Genomic DNA, 21,001 nt, shown 5'->3' with positions numbered 1-21,001 from the left:
ACGCGTGGACGCGCCCGACCACGCCGTACCCAAACATGGCCCCTTCGAGCCGCCTGCGCCGGCACCGCCTCGCCGTGGCGGGCGGATCAGGCGGGCTCGAGGACCAGCACCCCGTCACGGCGCAGGGCGCGCCGGTGCCCGGGCAGGTCGATCCACTTCTGCCCCCGCCAGCTGGTGACCAGCGCGTCGACGGCCACCACGTGGTCGCGGGTCAGCTCCGAGGCCGGTACGCCGGCCGCGAGCGCGACCCGGTGCAGGACCCGGTGGCGCAGGGCCCGGGGCTCGAGAGCCAGGGCGGCGACGTCGAGGCCGGCGCCGCGCTCCGCGCGGGCGAGCGCCTCGTCGGCGAGCCGGTCGAGCAGTGCGGTGTCGTCACGCAGCTGGTCAGCGGTGCGCGCGAGCGTCTCGGCGATGCCCGGACCGAGCTCGTCCTCGAGCACCGGCAGCACCCGCCGGCGCACCCGCACGCGCGCGTAGCCCGGGTCGTGGTTGTGGGGGTCGTCCCAGACGTCGAGGCCCTCGACCTGGCACGCGGTGACCGTGTCGGCACGGCGTACGCCCAGCAGCGGGCGCACGAACACGTCGAAGGCCGGCCGCATGCCCTGCAGCGACCGGGCGCCGGAGCCTCTCGCGAGGCCGAGGAGCACCGTCTCGGCCTGGTCGTCGAGCGTGTGGCCGAGCAGCACCGCCCGTGCGCGGAGGTGGGCGGCGACCTGCTCGAGGACGGCGTACCTCGCCTCGCGGGCCGCCGCCTCCGGGCCCAGCCCGGAGGCGACGTCGACCTCCACGCGGGCCGTCAGCGTCTCGTCGACCCCGAGCCGCGCGAGCTGCGCCACGACCCGGTCGGCCTGCTCGTGCGAACCGGGCTGGAGACTGTGGTCGACGGTCACGCCCACGATCCGAAGGCCGAGCTTGTGACCCTCGAAGACCGCGGCCGACGCCAGCGCCAGGGAGTCCGCGCCGCCGCTGCACGCCACCGCGACGACGTCGCCGGGCGCCAGCTCGGACAGCGACCGCCGGACCGGGAGCCGGACGGCGGCGAGCGAGGGGTGCAGCGTCACAGCACCCGGGCGACCCACGCGTCGGGGTCGCCGATCTCGGCCTTGGACGGCAGCGTCTCCGGGCCGCTCCAGACGGCGTTGAAGTCGTCCATGCCGACCTTGTCGACGACGTGGCGGACGAAGGCGGCACCGTCGCGGTACTGCGCCATCTTGGCGTCGAGGCCGAGCAGCCGACGCAGCAGCTTGTCGAGGGAGCCGAGGCCCTGCCGGCGCTGGTTGAACTTGCGACGGATCTGCTCGACGGAGGGGATCACCGTGGGCCCGACACCGTCCATCACCACGTCGGCGTGGCCCTCGAGCAACGACATCACGCCGGTGACCCGGTCGAGGATCTCCTTCTGCTCCGGTGAGGAGACGAGGTCGAGGACGCTGCCGTTGCCACCCCGGATCGCCTCGGCACCGCGGCGCAGGCCGTCGAGCAGCGCGCTCGGCTCGATGCTGTCGGCGACGGCATGCATCTGGGCGAGCAGGTGGTCGCCCAGCCACGGGTTGGCGGTGAACTGGACGCGGTGGGTCTCCTCGTGCAGGCACACCCACAGCCGGAAGTCGGCGGGGTCGGCGTGGATCTCTCGCTCGACGTGGACGATGTTGGGAGCCACGAGCAGCAGCCGGCCGTGCGGGGAGTAGAACGGGTCGAACTGGCCGAGCACCTTGGAGCCGAGGAACCCGAGCAGCAGCCCGACCTCGGCTCCGGTGACCCGGGACCCGACGGCCTCGGCGAAGGCGGACGGCTGGCCCTTCCTCTCGGCCAGCTTGTCGACGATGGGCCCGAGGATCGTGGCGAACCCGTCGGCGTTGGCGCGCACCCACCCACGGCGGTCGACGACCAGCACGGGGGCGGTGCCGCCCTCGGTGTGCAGCCCGGTGAACTCGCGCACCAGGGGCGTCGAGCGGGCCGCACCCTCTCGCAGCTCCAGCACGACGGCGGCCGCCTCGTCAGGTGACACGTCCGGTCCGGGCCCTGCCACCCGGGACCCGACGTTGACGGCGAGATCCCAGTCGACGAGGTTCATGTCACGACACTAGCGGGGCACGAGCAACCGCCACGGCGCGTGCGGGGTCGCTCAGCCGGACGAGCAGCGGCAGGCCGCGAGCGCGGCGGCGGCCCGGTCGATGGCGTCCTGGGCGTCGTACCTGTCCTCGGCCGCCACCTTGTCCGCGGCGAGCACGAACGCCATGGGTGCCCCGTCGCGGCCGATCGCGATCCCGGCGAGGGCGTGGACCCCGGTGAGCGTGCCCGTCTTGGCCCGCACCAGCCCGCGGGCGAGCGCCGGGCCTTCGGCGAAGCGGTAGGTCAGCGAGCCGGTGAAGCCGGCGACCGGCAGCCCGGTGACGACGCTGCGCATCGCCTCCCCCTCGGGACCGGCCGCGTGCTGCAGCACGGCGAGGACCGTCGCGGGGGACACTCGGTTGCGCCGCGAGAGGCCGGAGCCGTCGTACACCTCGTCGCCCGTGACATCGACGCCCAGGCCGGCCAGGGTCGCCAGCACCCCGGCGGCGCCCGCCTCGAACGAACCGGTGCCCGACGTGGCCAGGCCGACGTGGTGGGCCACCACCTCCGAGCCCTCGTTGTCGCTGACGTCGAGGATGCGCTCGGCGATCTGGGCCAGCGGCGCGCTCTCGACCGAGGCCAGCTCCTCCGCGTCGGGGCGTACGACGACCCGCTGCGGCTCGCCGACCACCCGCACGCCGGCGGCGCGGAGGGCGTCGGCGAAGGCGCGGGCGGCGGCCAGGGACGGGTCGTCGGAGCGTGAGAACCCGTCGGGCTCGACCCCGCTGTCGACCATGAGCGCGGTGATGGGGCTGACGATGTCGTCGGGGACGTAGTCGCGGCGCCAGGCGGGGTTGTCGCTCGGGCCGGAGAAGAGGCTGTCGTCGAAGCGGACCCGGACCCGGCCCGTACCGGCGAGCGAGTCGGCGGCGTCGAGGGCGAGCGAGGTGACGTCGGCGCGCGCCGGGTAGCTCGACGCGGCCTCGGCGACCGCTGTCGGCTTGCTGGCCAGCAGCGGGTCTCCCCCGCCGACCAGCACGACCTCGCGCGGCGACTGCCCGCGCACGACCCTCGTGGTGAACGTGCGGTCGGGGCCCAGCGTCGCCAGCGCCGCACCGACGGTGAGCAGCTTGGTGGTCGAGGCCGGCAGGTACCGGCCCCCGCCGGAGGTCCAGGTCGGCGACCCCGGTGTCAGCGACGTCACCGCGCCGACGACGTGGCGTCCCAGGTCGCGGTCCGCCAGCGCTCTCGCGACGGCGGCGCCGACCCGGTCCGGTGCCACGTCCGCGGAGGTGTCGACGGCGACCGCGTCGAGCGCCGGGGGCGTCCAGTCGGGCAGCTCGAGCCCCGCCGGCGGCAGCACCGCCTCCGGCTCGGTCGCCGGGTCGGCAGCCAGCCACGGGAGGTAGCGCTGGCCCCACTCGAACCGGTAGGCACCGACCCCGGCGGCGAGCAGAGCCAGCACCAGCAGCGTGGGCAGCCAGGTGCGCGCCGACCACCGGGACGCGTGGCGTACCTCACGTCTCGGGTCCCGGGGGGTTCTCGCTTCGCGCATCGGGACCATTGTGCGCGAGACTGCCCCTACAGGTGCGCGTCGGCTCGGCCGGACGCGCCGCAGAGGCCCGATGGCGTGCCGGAGAGTGTGGAGGAAGACGTGCTGAGTTTCGACGTGGTCGTGGAGATCCCCAAGGGTGAGCGCAACAAGTACGAGGTGGACCACGAGACCGGGCGGATCCGCCTCGACCGGATGCTCTTCACCTCCACGGCCTACCCGGCCGACTACGGCTTCATCGAGAACACCCTCGGCCAGGACGGCGACCCGCTGGACGCGCTGGTGATCCTGCAGCAGCCGACGTTCCCGGGCTGCATCATCGAGTGCCGCGCGATCGGCATGTTCCGCATGACCGACGAGGCTGGCGGCGACGACAAGGTCCTGTGCGTCCCGAGCCACGACCCGCGCCTGGAGCACCTGCGCGACATCAACCACGTCTCCAAGTACGACCGCCTGGAGATCCAGCACTTCTTCGAGGTCTACAAGGACCTCGAGCCGGGCAAGTCCGTCGAGGGCGCCGACTGGGTCGGGCGCACCGAGGCCGAGGCCGAGGTCGAGGCCTCCTTCGAGCGGTTCAGGACCGAGGGCCACGGCAACGACCTCGACAACCTCGCCGACGACAGCCTCGGCGAGGACGCCTGACCCCAGCCGGTCAGGCGGCCTCGCTGCCGCCGTGCGTCGCCGCGGACCCCGCTCCTGCGATCGGCTCGAGCGCCTCGGCGAGGATCTCGGTCACCCGTCCGACCGGGCGCACGTCGAGAGCGCTGAGCAGCTCGGCCGGTACGTCGTCGAGGTCGGCGCGGTTGCGCTCGGGGATGTAGACCGTCCTCAGCCCCGCCCGCTGTGCAGCCAGCAGCTTCTGCTTTACGCCGCCGATCGGCAGCACGCGACCCGACAGCGTGACCTCGCCGGTCATGCCGACGTCCGAGCGCACGGGCCGGCCGGTGAGCAGCGAGACCAGCGCGGTCACCATCGTCACACCCGCGGACGGACCGTCCTTCGGGATCGCGCCCGCGGGGAAGTGCACGTGGATCGACCGCTCCAGCGAGGCCGGCTCGAGGCCGAGCTCCGAGGCGTGGGCCCGGACCCACGACAGCGCGATCGAGGCCGACTCCTTCATCACGTCGCCGAGCTGCCCGGTGATGGTCAGGCCCGCCTGGCCCTCGGCGACCGACGTCTCGACGTAGAGCACGTCGCCGCCGAGGCCGGTCACGGCCAGGCCGGTGGCGACGCCGGGCACGTCGGTGCGCTCGTGGCTGTCCGGCATGAAGCGCGGGCGGCCGACCAGGCCGGCGAGAGCGTCCCGGTCGATGTCGACCCGGTCCACCTCGCCCGTGGCGAGCCGCGTCGCCGCCTTGCGGAACGCCTTGGCCAGCAACCGCTCGAGCTGGCGTACGCCGGCCTCGCGGGTGTAGTTCGCGGCGAGCTCGCCCAGGGCGTCGTCCGACACCGTGACCTCCTCGGACGTGAGCGCGGCCCGCTTTAGCTGGCGGGGGATGAGGAAGTCGCGCGCGATGGCGACCTTGTCGTCCTCGGTGTAGCCGTCGAGGGTGACGAGCTCCATCCGGTCCAGCAGCGCCGAGGGGATCTGCTCCACGACGTTGGCGGTGGCCACGAACAGCACGTCGGAGAGGTCGAGGTCGAGCTCGAGGTAGTGGTCGCGGAAGGTGTGGTTCTGCGCCGGGTCGAGGACCTCGAGCAGGGCCGCGGCCGGGTCCCCGCGGTGGTCCGCGCCGACCTTGTCGACCTCGTCGAGGAGGACGACCGGGTTCATCGAGCCCGCCTCCTTCATCGCGCGCACGATGCGGCCCGGGAGGGCGCCGACGTACGTGCGCCGGTGCCCCCGGATCTCCGCCTCGTCGCGGACGCCACCGAGGGCGACCCGGACGAACTTCCGGCCCAGGGCGCGGGCCACCGACTCGCCCAGCGAGGTCTTGCCGACGCCGGGAGGACCGGCGAGGAGGATCACCGCGCCGGACCCGCGACCGCCGACCACCTCGAGGCCGCGCTCGGCCCGGCGGGCGCGCACCGCGAGGTACTCGGTGATGCGCTCCTTGACCTCGTCGAGGCCGTGGTGGTCGGCATCGAGCACCGCGCGGGCGGCGACGACGTCGTGCGAGTCGTCGGTGCGCACCGTCCACGGCAGCTCGAGGACGGTGTCGAGCCAGGTGCGGATCCACCCGGCCTCGGGGTTCTGCTCGCTCGCGCGCTCGAGCTTGTCCACCTCCCGCAGCGCGGCGTCGCGGACGTGCTCGGGCAGGTCGGCGGCCTCGACTTGAGCGCGGTAGTCGTCGGAGCCGTCCGGCTCCCCCTCGCCGAACTCCTTGCGGATCGCCGCGAGCTGCTGGCGCAGCAGGAACTCCCGCTGGCTCTGCTCGAGCCCCTCGCGGACGTCCTGGCTGATCTTGTCGTTGACGTCGTCCTCCGCGTCGTACGCGCGGGTCCACTCGACCAGCGCGCGGAGCCGGTCACCCACGTCGGGGGTCTCGAGCACCTGGCGCTTCTGGTCGTCGGAGAGGTACGGGGCGTAGCCGGAGGTGTCGGCGAGAGCATCGGGATCGCTGATGCGGCGCACGTTGTCGATCACCTGCCACGCCTCGCGCCGCTCGAGGATCGCCACGACGAGCGCGCGGTACTCCTCGGCGAGCTCGCGGAGCTCGTCGGTGACCGGGGTCGTCGCGACGGGCTCGGCCTCGACCCAAAGGGCGGCGCCCGGTCCGGTGACGCCGGCGCCGATGGCGACCCGGCGCTCGGCGCGCAGCACCGCGGCGGGCCTGCCGCCGGCGAAGCGGCCGACCCTGTCCACGACGGCGACCACGCCGTGGGTGGCGTAGCGGTCCTCGAGCCGCGGAGCGACCAGCACCCGGGTCGGCTCGGAGTCCGTCTCGGCCTGGGCCAGGCGCGCGGCGTCGATGGCGGCGCGCGCGGAGTCGTCGAGCTCGATGGGCACGACCATGCCGGGAAGCACGACCGTGTCGTGAAGGAACACCACGGGGAGGGAGAGGTTCTGCGTCATGCCGGTGGAACGTCCGGCGGGACGGGGACGATTCCGGCCGTGGTTCCGCTCAGCGCGAACGTCCGGGGCCCGCTCGGGTCACCGCCGCGAGAGGTCCACCTCCTCGCTCACCGCCCGGAGCTTGTCGGGGTTGCGCACCAGGAACAGCCGGGTCACGACACCGTGCTCCACGAGCATCGTCCCGACGCCGTCACGCTGACCGGCGACGACGAACTGGATCGCCGGCGACCCGTTGAGCCAGACCGGCACCAGCTCGAGCGCGTCGGGAGCGACGGCGGTGAGGAAGCGGAACACCTTGTCCCGCCCGGAGATCGGGTTGAGCGCCGCCTTCACCTTGCCGCCTCCGTCGGTCATCAGCACCACGTCGGGCGCGAGGACGTCCATGAGTCCCTGGAGGTCGCCGGTCTCGGTCGCGACCCGGAACCGCTCGATCACCGCGTCCCGCTCCGCCGCCGTGACCGACGCTCGCGGGCGGCGCTCGGCCACGTGCGCTCTGGCGCGGGCGGCGATCTGCCGCACCGCCGGCTCGGACTTCTCGACGGCCGCGGCGACCTCGGCGTACGGCACGTCGAAGACCTCGCGCAGGACGAACACCGCGCGCTCGGTCGGCGGCAGCGTCTCGAGCACCAGCAGCATGGCCGTGGAGACGCTGTCGGCCAGCTCGACGTCGTCCGCCACGTCGGGAGCGGTCAGCAACGGCTCCGGCAGCCACGTGCCGACGTAGTCCTCGCGCCGGCGCGACAGCGTGCGCAGGCGGTTGAGCGAGAGCCGGGTGACCATCCGGACGAGGTAGGCGCGGGAGTCCACGACGTCGGAGCGGTCGCCGTCGGCCCACCGCAGCCAGACCTCCTGCAGCACGTCCTCGGCGTCAGCGGCGGAGCCGAGCATCTCGTAGGCGACCGTGAAGAGCAGGTTGCGGTGCGCGACGAACGCCGACGTGGCCAGGTCCGCACTCACGTCGTCGCCGCTCCCGCCGCTCCCGCCGGGGCGGCGAGCGGCAGCTCGCAGACGTCGCTGAAGCCCTGCGAGGCCAGCCCCATCGCGGCGTTGAACCGGGAGCGCTCGTTCTCCACCGCGATCATCATGGTCAGCTCGACGACGGCGGCGTGACCGAGCTGACGGTCCAGGCTGGCAACCATCTCGTCGGTCACGGCGGGCGGGGTCACGGTCATCGCCTCGGCGTACGCCATCACCTCGCGCTCGAGGTCGGTGAAGACCTCCGACTCGCGCCAGCGCGGCACTTCGCGGACCTTCGCCTCGTCGAGCCCCTTGGTGTGGGCGAGGAAGTAGCCGAAGTCGAGGCACCACGAGCACCCGATGACGCCCGCGCTCGCCATCTCGGCGTACGCCTTGAGGTGCGGGTCCAGCGCCTTCCAGCGCCCCACCCTCTGCTCGAAGGCGAAGACCGACCGGAGGACCGGCTTGTTGTGCCACAGGACGTGAGCGTTGTCGGGCACCTGGCCCCACATGCGCTGCGCGAGGCGGGTCATGACGGCACCGTAGGCGCCGTCGAGGTGTGCCTTCGGGATGCGGAACTGGCTGGGCATGTCATCTCCTGATGCGAGAGTGCGGGCGTCGATGACATGGAGACACCGCCGGGACCCCGTGTGTGACACGGCGGCCGCGACGACGGCTCCTGGGGCCCTGGGCGCCCGGGTCAGATGCGGCTGGACGTCACGCCGCACGCAGGAAGGCGTCGACGGCCCGGGCCACCTCCAGGTGGATCTCGGCGGTGCGCACCGCGTCGGAGGTGGCCATGCCGTGGTCGGCGTCGGGCACCTCCAGCACGTCGCAGCCCGTGGCCGCCAGCTCGCGGGCGACGCCGGCGTTCCACAGCTGGTCGGCCAGGCCCCCGACGAGCAGCTGCCGGCCGGGATTGGCGGCCACCGCCTCGGCGAGCCGGGGCTCGACCAGGAGCGGGGTCAGCCAGATCGCGTCGAGCCCGTGCTCGGCGGCGTACGACGCGGCGTGGGTGCCCAGCGACTTGCCGACCACGAGCACGCGGGCGGCGTCCTCTCCGGCGAGCGCTGCGGCCACCTGTCGGCGTACCCACGCCTCGGGATCCTCCTCGCCGCGGGTGGTCGAGTCCCACCAGAGCTGCTGGACCGTGAAGCCGTGCTGCTGCAGCGCGATGCGGGCGAAGTCGAGCAGCGGGGCGTCGGGCGAGTAGGCACGGCCGGGTGCGACGAGCGCGAGCCCGCGGGCGGCGCCCGCCGGCTCCCACCTCGTGGACCGTCCCCCGAAGGTCATCTAGTCACCCCAGGTCAGCAGCTCGCGGCTGCGCAGCATCTCATCCGGCACGGCGAACGCGTCGACGAGGTCGACGGCGAGCGGCCGGACCTTGCGGCACAGGTCGTTGATCTCGCGACTGATCGCCTTGGAGCGGGCGCTGGACAGGCGCCCGTGCTCCATGAACCAGGCGCGGTCGGACTCGATGGTGCTCAGCGCGTGAAGGTCGCAGAGCAGGTTGAGCGCGACCTTGAGGTCACCGTCGGGCAGCGCGGCGGTCCGGGCGACGAACGCCTCCAGCACCAGGCGCTCGGCGTGCGCCCGTGCGGCGGCGATGACGTGGTCCTGCACGCGGGAGAAGACCGCGCCCGCGTCGAGCCCCTGGTCGACGCCCCGCTTGAGGCGGCGTGCGACGCCGCCGATCATGTGCTCCTCGCGGAAGCGCAGCATGGCGAGCTGGTAGTTGGGGTCGAGCAGGCCCGCCTCCTGGTCCCACGTGTCGCCACCGGGCAGCAGGTCGCGCACCGACTGCACGAGCTTGTGCACGGCCGTGCGCTCGACGACGGTCTCCACCGCGAGGCCCGCCACGAAGCGGGCCATCCCGAGCTGGTCCATGTCCTCGAACTCGCCGGCGTAGTCGGTGAGCAGGCCCTTGGCGACCAGCTGGAGCAGCACGTGGTTGTCGCCCTCGAAGGTCGTGAACACGTCGGTGTCGGCCTTGAGCGCGGCGAAGCGGTTCTCGCTGAGGTAGCCGGCACCGCCGCACGCCTCGCGGCACTCCTGGATCGTGCGGGTGGCGTGCCAGGTGCCGAGCGCCTTGGTGGCCGCGGCACGCGACTCCAGCGTGCGCCGGGCGTGCTCGTCGCTGCCCGGCTCGGTGGGGCCGGGCCCGGAGAAGACGTCGTGGAGCTGGCCGGCGACGACCTCCTGCGCGAAGTGCAGGGCGTACGTCCGGGCCAGCAGGGGCAGCAGCCGGCGCTGGTGCATGCCGTAGTCCAGGAGCACCTGCTCCTCCTCGCTCGACGACGCCTCGAACTGCCGGCGGCGATCGGCGTAGCGGGTGGCGATGGTGAGCGCGACCTTGGCGGCGTTGATGCCCGCGCCCCCGACGCACACGCGCCCCTGCACCAGAGTGCCCAGCATGGTGAAGAAGCGCTTGTTGGGGTTGTCGATCGGCGAGAGGTAGCGGCCCTCCGGGGTGACCTCGGCGAACTGGTTGAGCAGCGCGGTGCGCGGCACCCGCACGCCGTCGAACCAGATCCGGCCGTTGTCGACGCCGTTGAGGCCCATCTTGGGACCGCAGTCCTCGATGCGCACGCCGTCGCGGACGTGGCCGCCCTCGCGCACCGGGACGACGAAGGCGTGCACGCCGTGACGCTCGCCGGCGACCTCGAGCTGCGCGAAGACGACCGCGAGCTCGGCGTGGGCGGCGGCGTTGCCGATGTAGTCCTTGCGGCTGGCGTCGTCGGGGGTCGTGATCACGAACTCCTGGGCCTCGACGTCGTACGTCGCCACGGTGCCGAGCGCCTGCACGTTGGAGCCGTGACCGCTCTCGGTCATCGCGAAGCAGCCCATCGTCCGGCCGCTGACGAGGTCCGCGAGGTAGGCGTCGTGGTGCGTCTTGGTGCCGAGCTGGAGGATCGCGCCGCCGAAGAGGCCGAACTGCACCCCCACCTTGACCAGCACCGACAGGTCGCCGTAGGCGAGGGTCTCGAAGGCCGCGACGGACGCACCGATGTCGCCGCCACCGCCGTACTCCTGGGGGAACCCCATGCCGGTCTGGCCGGTGCTCGCCATCTTCAGCACGACGTCCTTGACCCGCTCGCGGAAGTCGGCGGTGCTCAGCTGCTCCTCGTCGAGCAGGACCTGCGCGTGCTCGGCGAGGTTGGCGCGCACCAGGTCGCGGACCTCGTGGTAGCGGCCGTCGAGGAGCCTGCGCAGCGCCGCGACGTCGACCGCCGGCTGCCGGTAGCCCCTGTCCGTGGCGTGGACCCCGGCGTCCTCGACCCGCTGCACCGCGGGCGCCTCCGGCTCGACGGTGGGCACCTGCTCGACGCGGGAGGGGACCTGCTCGGTGGTCATGGCCCCAACCTAGCCAGAGCGGTAGGTTCGCCGCGATGAACGTGTCGGACGCCACCCCCTGGGGGGAGATGGCCTACAACTACGCGATCGTCGGCGTGCAGAAGGGCGGTACGTCGACGCTGGCGGTGACGCTGAACCAGCACCGGCTGGTCTGCCAGCCGCCGGACAAGGAGCGGCACTACTTCGACGACGAGAGCGTCGACTGGTCCGCGCCCGACCACGCCCGCGACTACACCGCACCGCGCCGCAGCCCGGTGCACCTGATGCTCGGCGACGCCAGCCCCACCTACCTCTACTGGCCGCACGCGCTGGAGCGGATGCGGGCCTACCTGCCCGAGATGCCGCTCATCGCGGTGTTCCGCGACCCGCTCGAGCGGTTGTTCTCGCACTGGGTGATGCTGCGCTCGCGCAACCTGGCCTGGCCCGACTGGCCCGACTTCCTGACCGAGTGGCCGCACACCTCACTGCCCGACGAGGTGCCCGACGGCGTACGCCCGATGCGGTGGCGCCACATGACCGGGATCGCCCGCGGGTTCTACGGCGAGCAGCTCCAGCGCGGCTTCGAGCTGTTCGAGCGGCGCCAGTGGCTGCTGCTCGAGCTGCGCGAGATGCTCGGCGACTTCGAGCGGACCGTCCACCGCACGACCGACTTCCTCGACCTCCCTCGCTTCGAGCGCGTACCGCCGCTGAAGAACTGGCACGCCGGCGCCGAGCAGGTTCCGGGGACCGCGCCGACCGCTGACGACGTGGCCGGGCTGGCGGAGGTCTACGCCCGGGACCTGGCACTGTTCGAGGAGCTGTCGGGCATCGACACCTCGGCCTGGCCCACGCGGCAGGTGCTCGACGGCGACCTGGACCCCGGGGAGCTGGCAGCGCGGTTCGCCCGCAAGGTGCGGTGAGCCGACCGGTCAGGGCCGGGCGAAGAAGTCCGGGGCTCGCCAGGAGTACATCGACTCCTGGGTGACGTCGCGACCGGTGCGGGGTGCGTGCACGATCTGGCCGTCGCCGACGTAGATCGCGACGTGGTAGATCGAGCTGGGACTGCTCGAGGAGCCCCAGAACACCAGGTCGCCGGGTACGAGCTGGGCGGGGGAGATCCTCGTGGACTGGGTGTACTGGGCGACCGAGTAGTGCGGCAGCCTCTTGCCACCGCGCGCCCAAGCCGCGGACGTCAGGCCGGAGCAGTCCCACGAGTCCGGGCCGGCGGCGCCGTAGCGGTAGGGCTTGCCGATCTGCGACTGCGCGAACGCGATCGCCGCCTGCGCTCCGGCGCCCTGGGGCGCCGGGGTCGAGGTCGGGGTCGGGGTCGGGGTGGGCGTCGGGGTGGGGGTCGCGCTCGGCGTGGGCGTGACGGTGGGGGTCGGCGTGGGGGTCGCGCTGGGCGTGGGCGTGACGGTGGGGGTCGGCGTGGGGGTCGCGCTGGGCGTGGGGAGCGGGGTCGGCTGCTCCTGCTCCTGTGCCGCCTCGGCCTCCGCCTGCGCCTCGGCCTGCGCCTCTGCTCGTGCCGCCGCGGCTGCGGCCTCGGCCGCGGCCTCCTCCAGCGCCTGCTGACGCCGCTCGGCCAGCCGCACGCTGATGCCCTGCAGCTCGGCGAGCTCGGCGAGGAGCTCGGACTTGGTCGCCGCGACGGCCGCGGCCTGCGCGCTCGCGTCAGCTTCCGCGGCCGCGGCGGCGGCGTGCGCCTGCCGGGCCTCGCGCTCCGCGGCGACGGCTCGCTCGGAGGCGCTCGAGGCCGTGGCGGCCGTGACGTCGGCGACGGCGGACGACGCGACGAAGGCGTCGTACTGCTCGTCCAGCGCCTCGGAGGTGTTGCCCATCGTGACGCTGCGGTCGATGAGCGACTCGAGGCCGTCGGCCTCGACGACCGCGGAGAGGCCCTGCACCTGCGAGGCCTCCTCGTAGGACGTCACGACGGCGTCGGCGTACAGCTCGCGCTGCGCCTCGACGTCCTCGCGTGCGTTCCGCGCGGCGGCCTCGGCCCGCCTGGCCTCCTTGCGGGCCTCCTGGGCGCGCCATCGGGCGCCGTTCCAGGCCTCGGCGGCCTGCGCGGCGCTCTGCCCCGCGGCCTCGAGGGCCAGGTCGGCGCGGATGAGTTCGGCCTGCACCGCCGCGACGTCGCGGCCCTTGTCGGCCGCCCGCTGCTCGGCCGCGGCGACGTCGGACTCGCTGGGTACGCCGTCGCGACGCCCGTCGGCGTCGTCCGCGAACGCGATGCCGTGCCCGCCGACGACCGCCAGGCCGGCGACCAGGACGACCGCGCTCGCCCAGCGCGACGTCGTACGACGCGGCGCGGGCTCGTGGTCCGGTGGTGGCGTGAAGGGCACGGGGGCTCCCAGGGGTCTCGGATCCCGCGTGACTTCCCCATCACACGGGCAACCCGAGGCACGCTAATCAACTTTCGTCACACGCGGAACACTTTCCCCAACTTTTTCACGGGCGCCCGGCGTGTCGCCTTGACGAACTACACCGATGTAATTCGAGCGCGGCCGTGTTGCGTTCCCCGGCTAGCCGCTCAAACTCGAGCCTCACACGCGAAGTTTCGCACCGGAACCTCGAGTTTCCCCGGCTCGCCGGGGATCGCAACCTGGGCGCCCGCTCCCACCCGGGGGCGGCGAGGCGCGGGCGGGCAGGAGGTACGCCGCTCAGTCGGCGTCGACGGGCACCTGGCGCGTCGTGGAGGTGGGGTGGGAGGCCAGCCCGCGCCGGTCGAACTTCTGTCCGCTGGCGAGCCCGCCGAGCCAGAACGCGAAGAGGGCGATGACGACCCCCGCCAGGTCGTCGGCGATGTAGTGCCAGCCGAAGTAGAGGGTGGCGACGACCGTGATCGCGAAGTTGGCCCAGAACACGATGTGCAGCACGCGGTTGCGCAGCGTGTACTGCACCATCAGCGCGACGAGCAGGGTGATCGCGACGTGGAGCGAGGCGAAGCCGGCCACGGACTGCACCGCCCCCTCCGTCCCGTCGCGCAGCACTCCCATGCGTCCGTAGGACAGCGACTCCATCAGCGCGCTCGAGCCGGTGGCGGGAAGGTCGGTGTAGAGGTAGCTGTACTGGAAGCCGGGGCCCAGGGTCGGCAGCGCGTAGTAGGACGCGGTCCCGATGGACCAGGCGAGGCACTGCGAGGTGGCGAACCAGTAGCCGAAGGTGATGTTGCGCGACCACACCAGCCACGCGGCGAGCGCCAGCGGCACCAGCGGCAGGAACCACAGGTAGATGGTCGACAGGAAGTGCGCGGAGATGCCGGTGCCGAAGACCGTGTGCAGGATGGTCGCCGGCTCGTGGCCGAACATCATCGCGCGGTCGATCAGGTGCAGCTCACGGTCGTACTTGTCCTCGCCCATGATGAAGGGCAGGAAGGACTTGAGGTTCCGGTAGCAGACGTAGGTGATGTAGAAGCAGACCAGCCCGAGCACGACCAGGACGATCCGCTCGCGGTCCCAGTGGGTGCGGATCCGCTCGCGGACGATGTCGGGCATCAGCCCGGGCTTCATCCGCGAGTACCACAGCGTCCGCGGAAGCAGGTCGAGGAGGAACGCGCCGAAGACGAGCAGCGGCAGGCGGGCCCACGAGGGGCCGAGGAAACCCTCCGGGTCCACGAGCGGCCGGTCCAGCCACAGGGCGGCAGTGACAGCCAGCGCGCCCATGGTGGCGGCGACTCCCACGAGCAGGGCATAGGCCGGTCTGTACACGGGGGTCAGTGTAGGGAGACGTCAAGGGTGGGCCGCGACCGGCAGGACGGAGAGCCTGGTGGCGTCCGTGCGGACCGTGACCTCGTCGCCCGGCGAGACCCTGGTGCCCAGTGGCGCCACCGCGTCGAGCACGCCGATCCCGTCCGCCCGGACCAGCAGCCGCACCTGCTCGGGCGTCACGCGTGCGGACTCGACCGCGGCGCGGAGCGTGCCGCTCGCGTCGACCACCAGGGCGGAGCGCCGCAGCGCGACGGCCGGCGCGCCCGGCAGCCCGGCGGCGGCCAGCACCCGGCGGGCCGCGTCCTCGCGGAGCACGCGCGCATAGCCGAGGAAGAGGGCGGTCTCCTCGTCGACCGGGCGCCGCCAGACCTCGTCGATCGCCCCGTCCTGCACCAGGCGGCCCGAGCGCATCACCGCCAGCCGGTCCGCGAGCGCGAACGCCTCCTCGTGGTCGTGGGTGACCAGCAGCGCGGTGGTCCCGGCCTTCTGCAGGATCTCTCGCAGGTCGCCGGCCAGTCGCTCGCGCAGCGTGGCGTCGAGCGCGGACAGCGGCTCGTCGAGCAGGATCAGCCGCGGCTCGACGGCCAGCGCCCGGGCCAGCGCGACCCGCTGGCGCTCGCCCCCGGACAGGGTGCCGGGCAGCCGGTCGCCGTAGCCGGAGAGCCCGACCAGCGCGAGCAGCTCCCGCACCCGGGCGGCCACCCGCGCCGAGGGCGTACGCCGCAGCCGGAGGGCGTAGGCGACGTTGCGCGCGACCGTGAGGTGGGCGAAGAGCTGGCCGTCCTGGAACATCAGCGCGAAGCCGCGCTTGTGCGTCGGTACGCCGGCCAGGTCGGCGCCGGCCCACGAGATCGAGCCGCCGGAGAGCGGCTCGAGCCCCGCGACGGCTCGCAGCAGCGTCGACTTCCCGCACCCAGAGGGCCCGAGCACGGCGAGCACGTGGCCGGGCGCGAGGTCGAGTGAGACCTGGTCGACCGCCGGGGTGTCCCCGTAGCGGACCGTGACGTCGCGCAGCCCCAGCATCGTCAGAACGCTCCCACACCGGGCACGCGCAGCCGCTCCACCGCGAGCATGACCACGGCGGTGGCGCTGGCGAGGACGACGGAGGCGGCCAGCGCCATGCCGTAGTTCATCTCCCCCGGGTGGCCGATGAGCCGGAAGATGACGACCGGCAGCGTCGGGCTCTCGTCGCGGGCCAGGAACGACGTCGCGCCGAACTCGCCGAGCGAGGCGGCGAACGCGAACCCGCCGGCCGCGAGCATCGGCTTCCACACCACGGGGAGGTCGACCGTGAGGAGGGTCCGCCAGGCCGACGCCCCGAGCGAGGCGGCCGCCTGGCGCTGGCGGTCGTCGATGCCGCCCAGCACCGGGGTCAGCGTCCGCACCACCAGCGGGAGCGCCACCAGTGCCTGCGCCATCGGCACGAGCAGGGGCGAGTCGCGCAGGTCGAGCGGCGGCTGGTCGAGGGTGATGAGGAACCCGAACCCCAGGGTGACGGCGCTGACGCCCAGCGGCAGCATGAAGAAGCCGTCGAGCGCGGAGCGGACCCGCCGCTCACCGACCGAGTGCGAGCGGCGGGTGACGACCACGGAGACGAGGACGCCGACGAGCAGCGCCATCCACGTGGCGTCGACGGCGGTGCGCAGGCTGGTCACCAGCGCCGTGGTGACCGGCACGAGCAGGGCCCGGTCGTCACCGGCCGTGCCGAGCGCGCGGTAGTTGTCCAGGCCCCACCCCTCGCCCACGCTGAGGGAGCCGAGCACGAGGGTGAGGATCGGGAGCGCCATCGCGGCGAGCACGAGCGCCGTCGCGACGACCACCGGGACGTCCGCGCGGCGGGGCGCGCGCGCCGGCGTCACGGCGCGCTGGGCGGTCGGGTCCGGCGTCGCGCGCAGCCGCGCGGCGAGCGCCAGCAGCACCACCACGACCACGATCTGCAGCACCGACAGCGCGGCTGCCGCCTGGAGGTCGAAGACCGTCGTGGTGAGCAGGTAGATCTCGGTCTCGACGGTCGCGTGGCGTACGCCGCCCAGGGTATGCACGATCCCGAACGCGGTGGCGCAGAACAGGAAGACGACGCTGGCGGCGCCGACGATCGCCGGACGCAGCGAGGGCAGGGTCACGGTGCGCAGCACCTGCCACGGCGACGCGCCGAGGGCAGCCGCGGCCTGGCCCGGACGCGGGTCGAGCGCCTCCCAGGCGACCCCGACCGTGCGGACGACGACCGCGACGTTGAAGAACACGAGTCCGCACACGATGGCCGCCGGCGTCTGGTCGAGCCCGAGGAACCCGAGCGGCCCGCCCTCTCCGAGCAGCTGGCGGAACGCGACACCCACCACCACCGTGGGGAGCACGAACGGCACCAGCAGGGCTGCGCGCACCGCTGCGCGACCCGGCAGCGCGAGCCGGTGCAGCGCGTACGCCGCCGGCAGGCCGAGGCCGAGGGCCAGCAGCGTCGCGGTGGCCGAGGTCCACACGGTGAACCACGCGACCCGGTGCACCCGGGGGCGGGCCAGGACGTCGAGGACCGCGCCCGGGGCGAACCGCCCGTCCACGACGAACCCCTGGGCGACCATGCCGGTCACCGGCAGGACGAACAGGACCCCCAGCACCAGCACCGGACCGGCGGCCAGCGCCAGGAGGCCGGCGACGCGCCTCATCGCGACACGACGTCGGTCCACTCGGTCAGCCACTGCTCGCGGTTCGCGGCGATCTCCTCGGGCGCGACCTCGTAGGGGTCGGTGGGCTGCGGGGCGAAGTCGGCCCAGTCGGTGGGGACGGTGGCGCCGGGCATGACGGGATAGACGTACATCGACTCCGGCAGCGCGCTCTGCACCTCCTCGGACAGCAGCCAGTCGACGAGCGCCTCGGCGCCCGCGGGGTTGTCGGCGCCCTCGAGCACGCCGACGTACTCGACCTGGCGGAAGCAGGTGTCGAGCAGCGCCGCCGTGGTGGACCGGTCGCCGCTCACGGTGAACGCCGGCGAGGAGTCGTAGGAGACGACGACCGGCCGGGTGCCGTTGTCCGAGGCGGCGGTGAAGTCGCCGTAGTAGGCGTCCTCCCAGCCGTCGACGACCTTGGCGCCGTTGGCGAGCAGGTCGGTCCAGTAGTCCGGCCAGTCGTCGCCGTGCTCGGCGACGGTGGCGAGGAAGAACGCCATGCCCGGGCTGCTCGTCGACGCCCCCGGCACCACCAGCAGGTCGGCGTACGCCGGGTCGGTGAGGTCGTCGAGCGTGCGCGGCGGCTCCAGGCCCTCCTGCTCGAACCACGCCGTGTCGACGTTGACGCAGACGCTGGCGGTGTCGACGGGGACGAGCCGGTCGCCGCCGTCGGCGAGGGCGTACTCCTCCGGCGGGGCGGTCGTCGGCGCGAACGGCGCGAAGACGCCCTCGCCCAGCGGCCGCGAGGCGAAGGTGTTGTCGATGCCGAACGCGGCGTCCGCGATCGGGTTGTCGGCGGTGAGGCTGAGCTTCGTCGCGAGCGTCCCGGCGTCGCCGGCCGCGCGCACCTCGAGGGTGTAGCCGGAGTCCTCCTCGAAGGCCCGCACCAGCTTCTTGGGCAGGTGGAAGGACTCATGGGTGGCCAGGACGACCGTGCCTCCGCCCTCGCCCTCGCCCTCGCCCGCCGAGGTGGCCGGCTCCGAGGGCTCACCGCCACCGGCGAGGCTGCAGCCGCTCAGCACGAGGACGGCGGTGCTCGCCGCCAGGGCAGCGCGGACGGGTGCATGCATCATGTGGACTCCCTATCGCCGGTGCTAACCGGATCAGGTTCGTAGGGTCTGCGGCTGGTCCGCACTCTCAGCACGCCTGCACGTGCTCCCCTGTCTTCGGCGCCCACCCTACTCGCACGCCCGTAGGCTGCCGCGCATGCCCAGCCTGCGTCACGAGCTCCTCGCCCTGGCGATCCCCCGGCTGCGCCGGGCGCGCGAGCTCGACTCGGAACCGGCGGAGCGAGCCCGGGTCGAGGCGTGGCACCGCACCCTCGACCGCACCCTGCCCACGCGCGCGACCCCGGGGTTCGCGAGGCGGTGGGAGGTGTCGGTGACCGACATCGGGTTCCCCTCCTACGTCCTCACGCCGAGGAGTCGGCGGGTGCACCGCACCCTGTACTACGTCCACGGCGGCGCGTTCATGGCACCGATCGACACCTTCCACGTCCGCTACGCCACCCGCCTGGCCGACGCCCTGGGTGCGCGGGTCGTGCTCCCCGACTACCCGCTCGCGCCGGAGCACACCTGGGCCGACTCCCACGACGCGATCGTCGCGGACGCGGCGCACTGTGCCGGTGCGGACGGAGGAGCGGTGCTCGCCGGGGACTCCGCGGGAGGGGGGCTGGCGCTCGCGACGGCGCTGTCGATGCGCGACCGGGGGCTGCCGGCCGCCTCGCACCTCGTCCTGCACGCGCCGTGGGTGGACCTCACGACCTCCACGCCGGAGACGCGCGCGGCCGACGCGATCGACCCGTGGCTTTTCATCGGCAAGCTGGAGGCGTACGCCGGCTGGTGGGCAGGCACGCCGGAGGACCTGTCGCGCCCCGAGGTCTCACCTGCCCTGGCGGACCTCGCCGGCCTGCCGCGCGCCCTCATGCTCTACGGCACCCGCGACCTGCTGCATCCCGGCTGCCGGTTGCTGGCCCGACGCGCGGCGGACGCCGGCTGGGACCTCACCGCGGTCGAGGAGGCGGACCTCATCCACGTCTACGGGCTGCTGCCCGCCACGCCGGAGGCCGCGCGCGCCTTCGCCCGCGTCGTGGAGTTCGTCCGGTGAAGGTGTTGATCGCCGGCTTCGACGACCTCGCCCCGCGGACGGCGTACGACGTGTGGCGGCTGCGTCAGGAGGTGTTCGTCGTCGAGCAGGACTGCCCCTACCCGGACCTGGACGGGCGCGACCTGGAGGAGGCGACCCGCCACGTCGTGCTGCTCGAGGACGAGCAGGTGGTCGGCACCCTGCGCGTGCTCGACGACGGCGAGTGGTCGCGCATCGGCCGGGTGGTGGTCGCCCCGTCGGCGCGCGGGCGCGGGCTCGCGGGACTGATGATGGACGAGGCGCTGACCCTGTGCGGCAGCCGCGAGGTGCGGCTCGACGCGCAGGCGCCGCTCGCCGGGTTCTACGCGGGGTGGGGCTTCGAGGTGGCCGGGCCGGAGTTCGACGAGGACGGCATCAGGCATGTCCCGATGACTCGGCCACGACCGTGAGGACGGGGCCGAGCACCTCCTCGCGCACCACCCGCGACTCGCGGTCCAGCCCGCCGATGACCGTCGGCGCCAGCCACCAGCCGTCCCGGTCGAGCACGTGCCCGCCCAGGACGACGTCACCGCCCTCGGCCCGCGCCAGCGAGAGGTAGCGCAGCACGCGGTCACGGGCGACACGCGAGCGCAGGGGCCCGCACCACGTCGGGGCGTCGAGCGGGTCACCGACGACGACGTCCTCCATCGCGGCCATCGCGGCACGGAGCGCGTCGGGGTAGCGGTCGATCGGCACGACCACGCTGCTCGGCAGCCGGCACCCCTGGCCGGCGTTCGCCGCGACGGCGGCGGCGGCCTCGGCGACGACCGCCTCGAGCCGGTCGTCGTCGGTGGCGTGCAGCTGCACCGGGGCGCCGACGTCGAGGCGTACGCGCTTGCCGGCGCCCGCCGCGGCCACACGGACGCGCTCCCCGGCGACCGCGGAGCCGGTGAAGGACACCTCGTCGACGCGGCGGTCGAGGGTGAGGGCGATGGCGACGTCCACGTCCCGGGTGGTGACGACGTTGAGCACGCCGCGGGGCAGGAAGTCCAAGGCGAGGCGGCCCACCGCGAGGGCGGCGCTCGCCGTCTCGGGCGCCGGCTTGAGCACGACCGCCCCGCCGGCGCTCAGCACGCGGCCGATCTCGGGCAGGGCGACCGACAGCGGCGCCGTCGCGGGGGTGACGAGGACGGTCACGCCCGGCTGTCCGTCCTCGTGGCTGCCGCGCAGCTCGGCGATCGGCGCGTCGACGTGTGCGTCGCGGAGGGCGACCGGCACGCCGGTCTCGGCGGCGAGGAGCGTGGTCAGCTCGTCGGCGGCGTCCGCCAGCGCCTCCTGGAAGCGGCGCACGCCGTCGAGGCGCAGCCCGGGGTCGGTGCTCCAGCCGGTCGCGTGCACCGCTCGCCACGCCGCCTCGACCGCCACCTCCACGTCGTCGGTGCCGGCGTCGGGCACGTCCCAGAGCAGCTCCCCGGTGGCGGGACTGTGCACGGGGAAGGTCCACCCCTGTGCCGGGGGACGCTCCGCGCCATCGATCGGCAGGCCCGGGAGGGCGGCGTGCTTACCCATGGGGAGAACTCCACCACGCCGGCCCGGACGCACCAACCGCCCCTCACCCCGAAGATCCGGGCCGGCGCCCGCGACCCCTAGGCTCGCG

General features: G+C 73.7%; 18 protein-coding genes and 1 riboswitch. Of the genes, 4 read left to right on the top strand and 14 right to left on the bottom strand.

The genetic code is table 11. The features are described 5' to 3' along the window. Positions 1 to 86: 86 nt before the first annotated feature. From tilS to dacB, 3 genes are read right to left on the bottom strand one after another with little or no spacing between them, the layout of a single operon-like run. Positions 87 to 1,061, bottom strand: coding sequence for a tRNA lysidine(34) synthetase TilS (gene tilS, locus J3P41_RS08655; protein ID WP_210649924.1), 975 nt, complete (start codon positions 1,059 to 1,061; stop codon positions 87 to 89). Then, a complete protein-coding gene (locus J3P41_RS08650; protein ID WP_210649923.1) occupies positions 1,058 to 2,074 on the bottom strand; it encodes a zinc-dependent metalloprotease in 1,017 nt (338 codons plus the stop codon). The genes tilS and J3P41_RS08650 overlap by 4 nt, the downstream gene beginning before the upstream one ends. Before the next feature lie 51 nt (positions 2,075 to 2,125). Beyond that, positions 2,126 to 3,607, bottom strand: coding sequence for a D-alanyl-D-alanine carboxypeptidase/D-alanyl-D-alanine-endopeptidase (dacB, locus tag J3P41_RS08645; protein ID WP_210649922.1), 1,482 nt, complete (start codon positions 3,605 to 3,607; stop codon positions 2,126 to 2,128). A gap of 102 nt (positions 3,608 to 3,709) precedes the next feature. Between dacB and J3P41_RS08640 the strand changes: the two genes are divergently transcribed. Beyond that, entirely contained in the window at positions 3,710 to 4,246 is a 537-nt protein-coding gene (locus J3P41_RS08640) for an inorganic diphosphatase (RefSeq protein ID WP_210650805.1), read from the top strand. 10 nt (positions 4,247 to 4,256) lie between these two features. Here the strand turns inward: J3P41_RS08640 and lon are convergent, their stop codons facing one another. The 5 genes from lon to J3P41_RS08615 form a co-directional block, all read right to left on the bottom strand. Further along, positions 4,257 to 6,620 (bottom strand): endopeptidase La, encoded by a 2,364-nt coding sequence (gene lon / locus J3P41_RS08635; protein ID WP_210649921.1) that lies wholly within the window; start codon positions 6,618 to 6,620, stop codon positions 4,257 to 4,259. A gap of 78 nt (positions 6,621 to 6,698) precedes the next feature. Next, positions 6,699 to 7,577: an RNA polymerase sigma-70 factor gene (locus tag J3P41_RS08630; RefSeq protein WP_210649920.1), complete on the bottom strand. Its 879-nt coding sequence runs from the start codon at positions 7,575 to 7,577 to the stop codon at positions 6,699 to 6,701. After that, entirely contained in the window at positions 7,574 to 8,167 is a 594-nt protein-coding gene (locus J3P41_RS08625) for a carboxymuconolactone decarboxylase family protein (RefSeq protein ID WP_210649919.1), read from the bottom strand. Before J3P41_RS08625 ends, J3P41_RS08630 begins: the two co-directional genes overlap by 4 nt. Before the next feature lie 127 nt (positions 8,168 to 8,294). Continuing rightward, entirely contained in the window at positions 8,295 to 8,870 is a 576-nt protein-coding gene (locus J3P41_RS08620; protein WP_210649918.1) for a hypothetical protein, read from the bottom strand. Beyond that, the gene (locus J3P41_RS08615) at positions 8,871 to 10,931 is read right to left on the bottom strand and encodes an acyl-CoA dehydrogenase (protein WP_210649917.1); all 2,061 of its coding nucleotides are present in this window, start codon (positions 10,929 to 10,931) and stop codon (positions 8,871 to 8,873) included. A 35-nt stretch (positions 10,932 to 10,966) separates the two neighbouring features. Between J3P41_RS08615 and J3P41_RS08610 the strand changes: the two genes are divergently transcribed. Next, a complete protein-coding gene (locus J3P41_RS08610; protein WP_210649916.1) occupies positions 10,967 to 11,830 on the top strand; it encodes a sulfotransferase domain-containing protein in 864 nt (287 codons plus the stop codon). A gap of 9 nt (positions 11,831 to 11,839) precedes the next feature. On the opposite strand, the gene J3P41_RS08605 is transcribed toward J3P41_RS08610, so the two are convergent. From J3P41_RS08605 to J3P41_RS08585, 5 genes are all read right to left on the bottom strand, one after another. Then, positions 11,840 to 13,255 (bottom strand): C40 family peptidase, encoded by a 1,416-nt coding sequence (locus tag J3P41_RS08605; protein ID WP_307861900.1) that lies wholly within the window; start codon positions 13,253 to 13,255, stop codon positions 11,840 to 11,842. A 318-nt stretch (positions 13,256 to 13,573) separates the two neighbouring features. Next, the gene (locus tag J3P41_RS08600; protein ID WP_307861899.1) at positions 13,574 to 14,620 is read right to left on the bottom strand and encodes a phosphatase PAP2 family protein; all 1,047 of its coding nucleotides are present in this window, start codon (positions 14,618 to 14,620) and stop codon (positions 13,574 to 13,576) included. 21 nt (positions 14,621 to 14,641) lie between these two features. Next, on the bottom strand, positions 14,642 to 15,643 hold the full coding sequence (locus tag J3P41_RS08595) for an ABC transporter ATP-binding protein (RefSeq protein ID WP_210649915.1): 1,002 nt from the start codon (positions 15,641 to 15,643) through the stop codon (positions 14,642 to 14,644). 2 nt (positions 15,644 to 15,645) lie between these two features. After that, positions 15,646 to 17,280, bottom strand: coding sequence for an iron ABC transporter permease (locus tag J3P41_RS08590; protein ID WP_210649914.1), 1,635 nt, complete (start codon positions 17,278 to 17,280; stop codon positions 15,646 to 15,648). Then, positions 17,277 to 18,353, bottom strand: a complete 1,077-nt coding sequence (locus tag J3P41_RS08585; RefSeq protein WP_210649913.1) for a thiamine ABC transporter substrate binding subunit — start codon at positions 18,351 to 18,353, stop codon at positions 17,277 to 17,279. The genes J3P41_RS08590 and J3P41_RS08585 overlap by 4 nt, the downstream gene beginning before the upstream one ends. Further along, a riboswitch (TPP riboswitch) is annotated at positions 18,343 to 18,452 on the bottom strand. It overlaps the preceding gene by 11 nt. Positions 18,453 to 18,486: 34 nt before the next feature. On the opposite strand from J3P41_RS08585, the gene J3P41_RS08580 reads away from it, so the two are divergent. After that, positions 18,487 to 19,386: an alpha/beta hydrolase fold domain-containing protein gene (locus tag J3P41_RS08580; protein ID WP_210649912.1), complete on the top strand. Its 900-nt coding sequence runs from the start codon at positions 18,487 to 18,489 to the stop codon at positions 19,384 to 19,386. After that, a complete protein-coding gene (locus tag J3P41_RS08575) occupies positions 19,383 to 19,814 on the top strand; it encodes a GNAT family N-acetyltransferase (protein WP_210649911.1) in 432 nt (143 codons plus the stop codon). Before J3P41_RS08580 ends, J3P41_RS08575 begins: the two co-directional genes overlap by 4 nt. Here the strand turns inward: J3P41_RS08575 and J3P41_RS08570 are convergent. Further along, positions 19,780 to 20,913 (bottom strand): aldehyde dehydrogenase family protein, encoded by a 1,134-nt coding sequence (locus J3P41_RS08570; RefSeq protein ID WP_210649910.1) that lies wholly within the window; start codon positions 20,911 to 20,913, stop codon positions 19,780 to 19,782. The two genes, J3P41_RS08575 and J3P41_RS08570, sit on opposite strands and share 35 nt — an antisense overlap. Between the last annotated feature and the right edge of the window lie 88 nt (positions 20,914 to 21,001).

This window comes from Nocardioides sp. SYSU D00065 (assembly GCF_017916425.1).
Classification (GTDB): Bacteria; Actinomycetota; Actinomycetes; order Propionibacteriales; family Nocardioidaceae; genus Nocardioides.
Note: the sequence above shows the minus strand (reverse complement) of the source record. Positions and strands in the feature narration are given on the sequence as shown.